The 13,110-nt window shown below is 45.0% G+C and carries 12 protein-coding genes; 3 read left to right on the top strand and 9 right to left on the bottom strand.

Annotated elements, in window-relative coordinates; genetic code table 11:
• Positions 1–66: 66 nt before the first annotated feature.
• The 8 genes from HVMH_RS04415 to HVMH_RS04380 form a co-directional block, all read right to left on the bottom strand.
• A complete protein-coding gene (locus HVMH_RS04415) occupies positions 67–585 on the bottom strand; it encodes a glycine cleavage system protein R (protein ID WP_029908321.1) in 519 nt (172 codons plus the stop codon).
• A 30-nt stretch (positions 586–615) separates the two neighbouring features.
• A complete protein-coding gene (gcvP, locus tag HVMH_RS04410; protein WP_029908318.1) occupies positions 616–3,453 on the bottom strand; it encodes an aminomethyl-transferring glycine dehydrogenase in 2,838 nt (945 codons plus the stop codon).
• 53 nt (positions 3,454–3,506) lie between these two features.
• Complete coding sequence (gene gcvH / locus HVMH_RS04405) at positions 3,507–3,878, bottom strand: glycine cleavage system protein GcvH (protein WP_029908316.1); 372 nt, start codon at positions 3,876–3,878, stop codon at positions 3,507–3,509.
• Positions 3,879–3,942: 64 nt separating this feature from the next.
• A complete protein-coding gene (gene gcvT, locus HVMH_RS04400) occupies positions 3,943–5,070 on the bottom strand; it encodes a glycine cleavage system aminomethyltransferase GcvT (RefSeq protein ID WP_029908314.1) in 1,128 nt (375 codons plus the stop codon).
• A gap of 134 nt (positions 5,071–5,204) precedes the next feature.
• The gene (crcB, locus tag HVMH_RS04395; protein ID WP_232087817.1) at positions 5,205–5,600 is read right to left on the bottom strand and encodes a fluoride efflux transporter CrcB; all 396 of its coding nucleotides are present in this window, start codon (positions 5,598–5,600) and stop codon (positions 5,205–5,207) included.
• Between the two features lie 65 nt (positions 5,601–5,665).
• Positions 5,666–6,979, bottom strand: a complete 1,314-nt coding sequence (locus HVMH_RS04390; RefSeq protein WP_029908311.1) for a replication-associated recombination protein A — start codon at positions 6,977–6,979, stop codon at positions 5,666–5,668.
• A 2-nt stretch (positions 6,980–6,981) separates the two neighbouring features.
• Positions 6,982–7,632: an outer membrane lipoprotein chaperone LolA gene (gene lolA / locus HVMH_RS04385; RefSeq protein ID WP_029908309.1), complete on the bottom strand. Its 651-nt coding sequence runs from the start codon at positions 7,630–7,632 to the stop codon at positions 6,982–6,984.
• Positions 7,633–7,713: 81 nt separating this feature from the next.
• Entirely contained in the window at positions 7,714–10,143 is a 2,430-nt protein-coding gene (locus tag HVMH_RS04380) for a DNA translocase FtsK (RefSeq protein ID WP_029908307.1), read from the bottom strand.
• A 328-nt stretch (positions 10,144–10,471) separates the two neighbouring features.
• Here HVMH_RS04380 and trxB point away from each other — a divergent pair, with 328 nt between their 5' ends.
• Complete coding sequence (gene trxB / locus HVMH_RS04375; protein ID WP_029908305.1) at positions 10,472–11,434, top strand: thioredoxin-disulfide reductase; 963 nt, start codon at positions 10,472–10,474, stop codon at positions 11,432–11,434.
• A 108-nt stretch (positions 11,435–11,542) separates the two neighbouring features.
• Entirely contained in the window at positions 11,543–12,250 is a 708-nt protein-coding gene (locus tag HVMH_RS04370) for an FKBP-type peptidyl-prolyl cis-trans isomerase (RefSeq protein WP_029908303.1), read from the top strand.
• A 173-nt stretch (positions 12,251–12,423) separates the two neighbouring features.
• On the opposite strand, the gene HVMH_RS04365 is transcribed toward HVMH_RS04370, so the two are convergent.
• Positions 12,424–12,747 carry an NGG1p interacting factor 3 protein, NIF3 gene (locus HVMH_RS04365; RefSeq protein ID WP_029908300.1) on the bottom strand — a complete coding sequence of 108 codons (324 nt, stop codon included), beginning with the start codon at positions 12,745–12,747 and terminating at the stop codon, positions 12,424–12,426.
• Between the two features lie 63 nt (positions 12,748–12,810).
• Here HVMH_RS04365 and HVMH_RS04360 point away from each other — a divergent pair, with 63 nt between their 5' ends.
• Entirely contained in the window at positions 12,811–13,098 is a 288-nt protein-coding gene (locus tag HVMH_RS04360; protein WP_232087816.1) for a hypothetical protein, read from the top strand.
• The last annotated feature ends 12 nt before the right edge of the window (positions 13,099–13,110 follow it).

Raw genomic sequence — 13,110 nt, 5'->3', positions numbered from 1 at the left:
GTAATCTCTTAGTTTTCTTTCTATTTTTAATTAATAAATTCTTAATGGGCGTATTGTAAGTGAGCTTTAAGCATCTGCCAATTGAATGTCAGCAATCAATTCATTGGCAATGGCTTCCAGTGCCTCTTGAATGTCGTTACGATTCACATCCAACGGAATCTTCAGCGATAGCTGAGCCTTGAACAACTGCTCTCCAGACATACTGGCTTCAATCACTTCAGACTCCAAACTCTCAACGCTGCCGCCAAGTCTTGCCAAAGCATCCGTTAGGCGATGGACAATACCTGGACGATCTTGCCCAATCAACTCAATGTCGTATCGTTTGAATGCATGAGCAGCTGTTTCGGGTTCAGACACTTCATACATCACTTTCAGCCCTAGGTTTTCGGACTCAAGCGCCTTGGTAAAGCCTTCAACTTGCTCTCTAGGCAGATCAACACGTAGGATGCCGGCGAATTTACCCGCCAAGCTTGCCATGCTACTTTCCACCCAGTCGCCATGATAGCTGACAATCAGTTTGGATAATGCCGCGACCAAGCCCGGAGAGTCTTCACCCAACACACTGACTACAATCGATTGTCTCATCTCATCACCTCTTGTTTTTGTATTGGGACGTTACTCATAAGCCGATACTGGCAAACAAGAGCACACAAGATTCTTATCACCATAAACGTTATCGACCCTTGCCACCGGTGACCAGTATTTTTCACGCTTCAAGCTTTCCAACGGATAAGCCGCCTGTTGTCTTGAGTAACTGTGCGCCCAGTAATCGCCTGTGACTTCCAGAGCGGTATGAGGCGCATTCACCAATGGATTATCTTCCGCAGTAAACTGCCCTTCCATCACTTGTGCGATTTCGTATTTGATTTGAATCATAGCGTCACAGAAACGATCCAACTCCACTTGTGATTCCGACTCGGTCGGCTCAATCATCAAGGTTCCTGCAACTGGGAACGACATGGTAGGTGCGTGGAAGCCATAGTCAATCAAACGTTTGGCAATGTCATCGACAGTAATGCCTGATTCTGCTTTGATTGGACGTAAATCAACAATACACTCATGAGCAACATGACCGTTTTTGTCGGTATACAAAATCGGGAAATGCGGCGCCAAACGATGCGCAATATAGTTGGCGTTCAAAATTGCATTGGCAGTTGCTTGGTACAGCCCGGTTTTACCCATCATGGCGATATACATCCAACTGATTGGCAAAATCCCTGCACTTCCCCAAGGAGCGGCAGAAACCTGTCCTACACTTGAATCCTGCTTAGGCGTGCGCGGCAAAAAAGGTGCAAGATGTTTACCCACACCGATTGGTCCGACACCTGGCCCACCGCCACCATGTGGAATGGCAAAGGTTTTGTGAAGGTTCAAGTGGGAAACATCACCACCAAATTCACCCGGTGATGAAACCCCAACCATCGCATTCATGTTGGCACCATCGATATAAACCTGTCCACCTTGTTGGTGTACCATGTCACAGACAGTTTTCACATCTTCTTCAAACACACCATGCGTTGAAGGATAGGTAATCATAATCGCAGAAATATTTTGCCCGTGCTGCTCACACTTGGCTTGAAGATCAGCAAGATCAATATCGCCTTTTTCAGACGTCTTAACGACCACAACCTTCATCCCTGCCATGTGTGCAGAGGCAGGATTGGTTCCGTGAGCGGAGGCTGGAATCAAACAGATATCACGATGCCCTTCGCCACGGCTTTCATGGTAAGCTCGAATCGCCAACAAACCGGCATATTCGCCTTGTGCGCCTGAGTTAGGTTGTAGGGAAACCGCATCATAGCCTGTGGCTTCGCAAAGCATGCGCTCCAAGTCTTCAATCATTTGCTGATAGCCTTGCACTTGGTGCAAAGGGGCAAAAGGATGGATTCCGCTGAATTCTTTCCAAGATACCGGCATCAATTCTGCAGCAGCATTCAACTTCATGGTACAAGACCCTAGCGGAATCATTGCTCTATCTAGCGCCAAATCCTTATCGGCAAGATGACGCATGTAGCGCATCATTTCCGTTTCAGAGTGATAACGGTTAAAGACTTCATGCGTTAGAAAATCTGATGTGCGCTGTAGTTTTGCTGGTAAAGCATATGGCGTGTTATCCGCAATCTCCGTAGATGCTTTCAACACACTCAATAGGGTTGTAACATCTTCTAAAGTCGTGGATTCATCAAAAGATACCCCAATTAGCGTATCGTTAATTTTTCTTAAGTTATAACCTGCTTGCTCAGCTATTTGCAAAGTCGCATCAGCAGAAGCGACTTCAAAAGAGACCGTATCAAAGTAAGTGGTATTTTGAACCTTGATGCCTGTTTTATTGAGCGCATCAGCAAAAGCTGCGGTTAGCTGAAAGACTTTATTGGCGATACGTTTTAGACCTTCTGGCCCATGATAAGCAGCGTAAAAGCTCGCCATCACCGCCAAGAGTGCTTGTGCGGTACAAATGTTACTGGTCGCTTTTTCGCGACGGATATGTTGCTCACGCGTTTGTAGTGCCAAGCGATAAGCCGGATTGCCTAAACGATCGACAGATACCCCAATCAAACGCCCCGGCATGGAACGTTTAAAGTCATCTTTGGTTGCCATAAAGGCAGCATGTGGTCCGCCATACCCTAAAGGCACGCCAAAGCGTTGTGAGTTACCAATGGCGACATCCGCCCCCATTTCACCTGGGGATTTCAACAACGTCAGTGCTAGCAAGTCTGTTGCAACGGCAACCAAGGCTTTCTTTTCATGCGCTTCATCGATAATGGCAGATAGCTCTTTTACATCACCATAGGTACCCGGATATTGCAGCAAAACACCGAACAATTCCAAGTCTGCAAACCCGTCTTCTGGATTGCCAACCACCACTTCAATACCCAATGGTTCAGCACGGGTTTTCAGTACTTCAATATTTTGCGGATGACAATCTTCTGCAACGAAAAACACATTGCCCTTCGATTTTGACATGCGTTGACATAAAGTCATGGCTTCGGCACAGGCTGTAGCCTCATCCAACATGGAAGCGTTGGCAAGCTCCATGCCGGTCATATCAGCAATCATGGTCTGAAAGTTCAACATGGCTTCCATTCGACCTTGAGAGATTTCCGCTTGGTAAGGTGTATAGGCTGTGTACCAAGCCGGATTTTCCAATACGTTACGTAGCACCACCGGCGGCGTTAGGGTATTGTAGAACCCCATGCCGATAAAAGATTTAATCGTTTGATTTTGGCTTGCCATAGCCTTGAGTTTTGCCAAAGCATCATGCTCTGACAAACCTTCACCAAGCGCCATCTCAGACTGACGACGAATAGACTTAGGTACCACCCCGTCCAAAAGCTGCTCAAGAGAGTTATAACCTAATGCAGACAACATTAATTGTTGTTGCTCGTTATTTGAACCAATGTGACGCTGACTAAAATTATCGGTCGTCATCAAGTCTGCAATTTTTCCGCTCATAATCTTCTCTTAATCAATTTGCTGTCAGTACATATTACTTAATGAGAGTCGAGTTACTCGATACAAGCTTGGTAAGCTGCTTCATCCATCAAATCTTCCAACTCTGATTCGTCAGCGATTTGAACTTTGATAAACCAACCAGCGCCCATTGGGTCTTCGTTGACCTTTTCAGGTTCATCTTCCAAAGATTGGTTTGATTCGATGATTGTTCCAGAAACAGGTGCAATCAAATCTGAAGCGGCTTTTACAGACTCAATAACTGAAACAGCTTCGCCCTTGGTAATTTCAGAACCTTCTTCAGGCACTTCAACGTAAACTAGGTCACCTAGTTGTTCTTGAGCGAAATCCGTAATACCGATAGTCGCTGTACCATCACCATGAATTTCAATCCACTCGTGATCTTCTGTATATTTAATTTGACTCATCACTTATCTCCTCTGAATCAATAAACTGTTCTATTAAATTGTTTTAGCGTGCTGGTTGAATTTATCATCGAGCACCGCGGTAATAATTTTGTTTAACAAACGGCAAAGGCGTTATCTCAACAGGAATCGCCTTACCTCTAACCATTGCAAATAACGGTTGTTGACCTTGAGCTGCATCCTTATCCAATAACGCCATCGCTATCGGCACATTCAAACTAGGGCCAAAACCACCACTCGTCACGATACCGACAAGAGTTTCACCTTCTGTAACGATTTCCGCGCCATCGCGCACAGGCATCTTCCCTTGCGGTAGAATCGCAACGCGTTTGCGCGGTGCGCCAGACAGCATTTGCCTGCCAATCACATCCGCCCCCGGGTAACCACCTGCTCTGGCACCATCTGGACGTCTTGCTTTGGAAATTGCCCAGTTCAAACTGGCTTCAATCGGCGTGATTTCAGTTGTCAGCTCATGTCCGTACAAGCACAATCCGGCTTCCAATCGCAAAGAATCACGTGCGCCTAAGCCAATCCACTCCACAGCGTCTTCTGCCAATAGCATTTTTGCCAAGGCAACGGCTTGATCATTGGCAACAGAAATTTCAAAACCATCTTCACCGGTATAGCCGGAACGTGTCACAAAACACTTAATACCACCAATCTCCAAAGATTTGGCTGTCATAAATGTCATGGATTGTGATTCTGGCGCTAGCTTTGCCATCACATTTTTAGCTTCCGGGCCTTGCAAAGCCAACAAGGCTTTATCATCCAATACTTCCACTTCGACTGAGCCATCAAGGTTGGCTTTCAGGTGCGCAATATCCTGTTCTTTACAGGCTGCATTGACGACCAAAAACAGACCATCTTCAACACAAGTGACCATTAAGTCATCCAGCACGCCACCCTTATCGTTGGTGAACAATGCATAGCGCTGTTTCAATAATGACAGGTCAATAATGTCGACTGGCACCAGCGCTTCTAATGCTTGGGCTGCTTTTTCACCCTTGAGCTTGACCTGTCCCATGTGAGAAACATCAAACAAACCCGCTTTTTCTCGCGTATGCAAATGCTCCTTTTTAATGCCCATCGGGTATTGCACCGGCATATCGTAACCCGCGAAAGGAACCATTCTGGCACCTGCTTCGACATGAAGGTCGTAAAAAGGGGTTTTTAGAAGGTTGGTGGACTCTGTCATGGCGTCTCTCTAACTGACGTTAATTTGCGAAAATTTGAAGTCAAAAGTTTATCAAAATGTGAACTTATGGAGAAAAAATATTCGTTAAATTCTTTAGGGTTTCTTGTTGAAAACTTCTCAACAGAAACCTTCATTTACAACAAGAACTGTTTGCCTGACCAAACACCAAACCAAACCATGTAAACACACAGCACGACATTGGCGACAATGTTCATCATCGCTTTTTCAAACAAACCTTCCTGTAAGAACAGCAGGGTTTCAAAAGCGAATGTCGAAAACGTTGTAAAAGATCCCAGAAAACCAACAATCAATAACGCACGCCACTCAAGGGCAAGCTGTAATTTATCAATCATCAAAATCGTTAAAAGCCCGATTAGAAAAGAACCCAAGGCGTTTACCGTCAAAGTTCCCCAAACGAAATCACGCCCCCACCAGGCATACATCTGGTTCGACAGCAAAAAACGGGACATGGCACCAAACGTACCTCCGATCCCGACAGCGAGTAATTGCATCAAGTGAAAACTTTGCACAAAAATTCTCCTAATCTATTTCAATCTGTACTATGTCAATCTATTCTAGTTTTGTATTCAGCGACTTATGGTCGTCTTTTTTGTGGTGACTGCAAATTCATTTGTTTGAGTCGAGTCATTTTCTCGCCAATTTTTATCTCCAACCCTCTCGGCACTGGCTGGTAGTAATCGCGTTCCGGCATGTCTTCGGGGAAATAGCATTCTCCCGCAGCAAAGGCTTCAGGTTCGTCATGCGCATAACGGTAGCCTTCGCCATAATCTAGGTTCTTCATCAATTTGGTCGGCGCATTGCGCAAGTGCAATGGCACTTCGGAGGTACCATGCTCCTGAATGTCTCTTACCGCAGCTTTATACCCCATGTAAACGGCATTGGACTTAGGGGCGACCGCAAGGTAAACCGCCGCTTGTGCCAACGCCAATTCACCTTCTGGAGAACCGAGTCGTTCATAGGCTTCCGCCGCATCCAAGCACAAGCCTAAAGCTTTCACATCAGCATTACCAATATCTTCACTCGCCATGCGAATCAATCGTCTGGAAAGATAACGGGCATCAACCCCTGTTTCCAACATTCTCGTCAGCCAATATAATGCAGCGTTTGGATCTGAGCCACGTATGGATTTATGCAATGCGGAAATCTGATCATAAAACAACTCACCGCCTTTGTCTTGACGGCGTACACCACCCTGCACGACTTCTCGGCAATGGTCGGCAGTCAGCACCACCCGACCTGGCAGATTTTGCTCGGCGAAATCGACCGCCTGCTCCAACATATTCAATAAGCGTCGTGCATCGCCATCCGCATATTGCACCAACAACTCCTCGGCTTGTGGTTCCAATTCAAGGGTTGTACCCAGGTCTTCACTCAGAAGTTCAATGCCGCGTTGCAATACTTGCATCAAATCTTCTTGTTCCAGCGGTCTCAACACATAGACACGTGCTCGTGAAAGCAAAGCGTTATTAAGCTCAAATGACGGGTTTTCTGTCGTCGCCCCGATGAAGATGAAGGTGCCATCTTCAATATAAGGTAAAAACGCATCTTGCTGCGCTTTATTGAAGCGATGAACTTCATCAACAAATAACAAAGTGCCTTGATTAAACTGCGCTTGGTGAAGCTTGGCTTGCCCAACCGCCTCACGTACTGATTTCACCCCATCCAGTACTGCAGACAAACTGATGAACTGTAAATCCGATTGCTGCGCGATTAATCTTGCCAGCGTGGTTTTGCCTGTGCCCGGCGGCCCCCAAAAAATCATGGAGTGCAAGCGACCAGAATTTAACAGTTTAGACAAGGCACGATTCGACCCGAGCAAATGCTTTTGCCCGACGTAATGTGCTAGCTCGGTTGGTCGAAGCCTGTCGGAAAGTGGCTTATAGCTCATGTCTATTTTAGATTATTGACCTGCTGCCCAATGACATCCACCCCTTCTGGTGGGCTGAAATCAAACTGGTTGCTGGCGATGTTAACGTTTTGCTGAATATCGGTAAACTTCACCTTGGTGATGTTGTCCATGCTCTGATACATCCAAATCTGAACCAACTTATCCCCTTTGATGGCGACTTCCAAACTTTGGAAAAAAGTCGAATCTTTAGGCGTCAGATTATACCAGCTAATGCCGTCTTTAATGCTCTCAGGCAAAACATTGAAGTTACTTTCGATATTGTCGTTATACAGCAACCAGCGTAATGGAAAGTCGGACTGAACCGATGTCAATGGACGCACGGTAACCTGGTCAATATCCGGTTCAAACACCCATAGGTTCAGGCTGTCAGAAATAATCTCCTGACGATCTGGTTTCTTATAAACCCAAATCAGCTTCCCAGGGCGGGACAACACAACATAACCTGTGGATTTGTTTTCTTGAAACAGCTGTTCATCAGGCTGGGTTTGGATGAAGTTGGCTTTAAAGGTGTGAAGGTTTTCCAAAAAATGGTGCAGGGTTTCTATCTTGGATTTTGGCGACTCTGCCAGTGCCTGCCAACTACTGGCCACTAAGACAATAAAACCCAACCAAGTTAAAAACTGCTTTTTCATATTTTCTTCTTCACACGTTTGTATTCAAAAATCTACCAGGTTGGGGTACCCGGTATTTCACTAAAAATTAAATCGGGAACTTTACTGTGGCGATTTTGGCGCAAGAACGTCACGGTTACCATTGGATTTCATTGACGAAACCACACCGGAAGACTCCATTGCCTCAACGATTCTGGCAGCGCGGTTATAGCCGATTTTAAAGTGGCGCTGCACCAAAGATACGGACACACGCTGATTGTCAGTCACAAAGGAAACTACTTGATCATAGAGCAAGTCCTGCTCGGCATCCTCACCCAACAAATCTCCACCATCGGCTGATGTCGGCTGAGTGATGCTTTCCAAATACTGTGGTTCACCTTGAGACTTCACGAAATCGGCGACGCGATGCACTTCTTCATCAGTCATGAATGCACCATGCACCCGGCGTGGATTACCACTCCCCGGCGGCATGAACAGCATATCCCCCATTCCCAGTAGTTGTTCAGCGCCACCTTGGTCAAGAATGGTTCGGGAGTCGATTTTGGTGTTGACCATAAAAGAGATACGGGTCGGAATATTGGCTTTAATCAAACCAGTAATAACATTCACAGAAGGTCTTTGGGTTGCCAAAATCAGGTGAATACCCGCGGCACGTGCTTTTTGTGCGATACGCGCAATCAGCTGCTCAACTTCTTTACCCACCACCATAATCATGTCGGCGAACTCATCAACCACCACCACAATAAAAGGTAATGGTTCCAACGTTGGCGGTTTTTCACCCAACTCATGACCAAAGTTTGCCGCTTGCTGATACAACGGATCAATCAAAGGCTCACCTTTTTCGATAGCGCCGCGGACTTTAGCATTGAAGCCAGCAATATTTCTCACTCCAAGCTTCGCCATGAGTTGATAGCGACGATCCATCTCAAACACACTCCAACGCAAGGCATTTGCCGCTTCCGACATGTCTGTGACCACAGGGGTCAACAAATGAGGAATATCTTCATAGATGGAAAGCTCAAGCATTTTTGGGTCGACCATAATGAGGCGAACCTCTTCTGGCGTACTTTTATACAGCAAGCTCAGAATCATACTATTGACCCCGACCGACTTACCGGAACCCGTGGTACCCGCCACCAACAAATGCGGCATCTTGGCAATATCTGCCACAACTGGCTTACCGGAAATGTCTTTTCCTAAAGCAACCGTCAGAGGAGATTTAGAAGTTTGAAATTCTTCAGAAGAAATCACTTCACGGAAGCTCACCACTTCACGCTTTTCATTCGGAATTTCAATCCCAACAACCGCTTTACCTGGAATAACATCAACTACACGTACTGACTTCACTGAAAGTACACGAGCCAAGTCTTTCGCCAGATTGGAAATTTGACTAACCTTCACGCCCGCTGCCGGCAACACCTCGAAACGGGTCACGACTGGCCCTGGTTGAACAGCTTCAACCTTAATGGAAACACCAAACTCTTCCAGGCGTTGTTCAAGCAAGAAGGATAACGATGTCAGCTCTTCAGATGAAAAGCCTTCTTCAGAGTCTGGGATAGGATCTAATAAATCCACACCAGGCAAATCGCCGCCTTGGTGTACAGGCACAGTGATATTTGAAGAGGCTTTACGACCTACTTTTAGAGAAGCGCTACTTTCAGACAATTCGTCACCAATAGCGATCTCATGATCGGCTGCGGTAGACATTTTTTCCTGCGGCTTTTCAAGCACAGCCAAGGTTTTGGTTTTAACTTTTTCTGCCAGCTTACCAACCAATGGGCTTCTAACCTTTTGCTCATGTTCATTTCGTGATGCAATAACCGGAAAAGACGAGTCAGCTGACGCTTTGCCTTCAGTCTTGGAAGAGACATTGCCCCACAATGCTTGAAGATGCGGCTTAACTTTATTGATCAATACCCAACTGATTTGCCCGGTTTTATCCAGAATAGTCATCCAGGACAACTGGGTGAAAAGGCTGATACCAACAGCGAAAATGACCAGTAAAAATAATGTTGTACCCAACAAGTCAATCGCGGACACCAGCACATTACTGACTTCGTAACCTAACACCCCACCACCGGAATAAGGCAGCTTGAGGAACCCAAGGTCAGGAGACAGGAACAGTGTCGATAGCGCAGAGCCAGATACAATCAAAAGAATTAGCCCGGTCAGACTTAGCCCGAAGTGCAAGTAGTCGGTATCACCTTCAGAACGGATTTTCAACGTCACCATTCCCGCCATGAAAATACCAAATGGAATCAAAAAGCCGAACAATCCAAATAGATATAGCAAAAGCGAAGCAATCCAAGCACCGGTTCTGCCACCGTAGTTTTGGATGTTTTGTGATGAAGAAGCTGTTTCAAATCCAGGATCAGACCCGTTGTAACTGAACAATACTAAAAACAAAAAGAAAGACACACCGATGCACGCCAATACAATTGCATCTTTCATTATCCAATGAAAGCGCTGTGTAGGCGCATCTGAGCTTTCGCCACTTTTTCTGGAAAGGTTCGATTGAGAATAATCAGGCATGTTTTTTTTCAAATCACTTAGTCGCTTGAAGGTCTTGTCGAGACACTCATTCAGCCAGGTTAAAAATATGCTTCTATGTTAAAAAAGGTTTTATGGAAATACCCTTGAGAGAATCATAATTCATTAACCTGCCACTATAAAAACTGCTAGAATTTTAGCACAAAAGCACAGAGTTTAATCTCAGATTCACTCAGTCTACTACTAGCGCCCTTGATGGTTAGCAAAGTGTTATGTTCAGTCATGACATAAAGGGTCCATCAGATCGAAATGCGGTCTAATGGCAAAGTATTCAAGCTAGTGTAGCATCAAAAAATAGAGGTACCAATTAATGGCAGCAAAACATTGTAAACTACTCATCCTCGGTTCAGGACCTGCTGGTTATACCGCTGCGGTTTATGCAGCACGTGCCAACTTGGAGCCAGTTATCATTACTGGTCTACAGCAAGGCGGACAACTCACCACAACTACAGAAGTCGATAACTGGCCTGGAGATGTTGAGGGATTGACTGGACCGGATTTGATGGTACGTATGCAAAAGCACGCCGAACGCTTTGGAACCGAAATCCTTTTCGACCACATTCACACTGCTGACTTGAAAAATCGCCCTTTCAAACTAACAGGGGATGCAGGTGAATATACCTGTGATGCATTGATCATCGCAACGGGTGCTTCTGCAAAGTATCTAGGACTGCCTTCTGAAGAAGCTTTCAAAGGTAAAGGGGTATCAGCTTGTGCAACTTGTGATGGCTTCTTCTATCGTAATCAAAAAGTCGCGGTTGTTGGTGGTGGAAACACGGCCGTTGAAGAAGCACTTTACCTTTCTCACATTGCTGCAGAGGTGACCGTCATTCACCGTCGCGACTATTTTTCATCTGAAAAAATCTTGGCTCAGCAGCTGATGGACAAAGCTGAAAACGGCAACATCAAAATTGAGTTCCACAGCGAAATCGACGAAGTGCTAGGTGACAACATGGGCGTTACAGGCTTGAGATTGAAAAACACTCAAACGGGCGATACCAAAGAAATTGATGTTTCTGGGGTTTTCATCGCCATCGGCCACACACCAAATACCAGCATTTTTGAAGATCAAATGCTGATGGATCATGGTTACATCAAAGTACAAAGCGGCTTGCAAGGCAATGCTACGCAAACCTCTGTTGAAGGGGTGTTTGCCGCTGGGGATGTTATGGACCAAGTCTACAAACAAGCCATTACTTCAGCAGGTGCAGGCTGTATGGCAGCACTTGATGCCGAGAAGTATCTAGATCAACTTGAAGCGAAAAAATCCTAGCCCCAAAAGGGTTTGAATAACGCTACATCTTCTTGTATAGTCAAGTCTAGTTTAAATCTGCCGGCTCAATCTGGCAGATTTTAATCACAAATAAATCCAAGGATTGATATGAAACACACCGCCTTAATTTCAATACTCACAACTTCTTTGCTTGCCCCTTCCGCTTTTGCTGCGAATGTTGATTTAAAAACTGCAAACCAAAAAGCAAGCTACGCTCTGGGAATTGACTTGGCAAAAAGCTTTGAGAAACAAGGCTTGGAAGTCGACTCAAAAGCATTGATGCTGGGTCTGACCGATGTTATGAACAAAGAGAAAATCCGTTTAACGCCAGAAGAAATGCAGCAAGCTGTAGAAACGGTTAAGCAGAACCTAATCAAAAAGCAAATGGAAGCCCGCAAAGCTTTAGGCGAAAAAAATGCTAAAGCAGGTCAAGCTTTCTTGGAACAAAACAAGAACAAGCCTGGCGTTAAAGTGACTAAAAGCGGTCTTCAATATGTTGTATTAAAAGCAGGTAAAGGTGCCCCTCCAACGGATAGCGACTACATCACTGCCAACTACGAAGGAACAGATATCGACGGAAAAGTGTTTGATAGCTCATATCAACGTGGCACACCGATTGAAATCCAAATGCACGACGTGATTGCTGGTTGGGGGGAAGCGCTGAAGATGATGAAGCCAGGCTCTAAATGGAAAATCTTTGTTCCACCTTCATTGGGCTATGGTTCAAAAGGTGCTGGGAAAGTGATTGGACCAAACCAAACACTGATCTTTACAATCGAAATGATTACCTATAGTAAAGACAAACCCAGTCACTAAGCTTTCTCTTACTCCCGCATACAAAAAAGCCCCAAAATTTGGGGCTGTATTATGTTCTAAATACCAAGGGAGGATTGTTGATGTTTTCAACAGCCGCCCATATTAAGTTACCGCATTATTTTTTACTAATATAATATTCTTTTATAACTATAGATAAAGTTGATATATAGGCTTTATTTTCCCGCTTCCACATCAAACAATCGGTAAAATTCATAGGCTGGCGTTTCATACGGATGAGCCTCAAGAAGCACTTTTAGAGCAATTTTTGCAAAAGATTCTTCCAATACCATCTCAACTTTATATTCATTGACTGTTTCAACAGTACCCTGCTGCCCTAAAAAAGGCTGACTCCCTTCCATCGGTCTAAATTGTCCTTGCCCTTGCACTTGCCAACAACAACTATCATAATGTCCTATCTTGCCGGCACCGACTGAAAACAAGGCTGACTTAACCTGCTCCAAATGGGAATTGGGAACAAAAAACGTTAACTTTAACAAACCGAATCTCCCTCGTTAAAACGAATAGCAGATACAATATACAAAAAACCTAGGATACTTGATATGCAATCTATGAAACTGATTTTGATTACCTATGCCACTATCCTTGCTCTCGGCATTCTTTCTATAGTGACAAAAGTACACTACTTTGCCAATATCGCTGGTTTCATCGCCGCGATTGGTTTTATGTTGGTCTTTTTCAAGGACCCTTCATCAAAAGATGACGGTAACTCAGAAGTAGCAGCTAAAGTTGCCACCTATAAGAAATATTGGTATGTCGTATTTGCGACAGGTTTGTTTTTCAGTTTGATCTTCGGAACATTCTGGAACTCTCAAATGGGCGGCATGTAAGCCCCCCATCAT

Origin of the sequence: Hydrogenovibrio marinus, from assembly GCF_013340845.1 — a bacterium.
Classification (GTDB): domain Bacteria; phylum Pseudomonadota; class Gammaproteobacteria; order Thiomicrospirales; family Thiomicrospiraceae; genus Hydrogenovibrio; species Hydrogenovibrio marinus.
The sequence above is the reverse complement of the archived record's forward strand: the minus strand, read 5'-3'. Positions and strand labels throughout refer to the sequence as shown.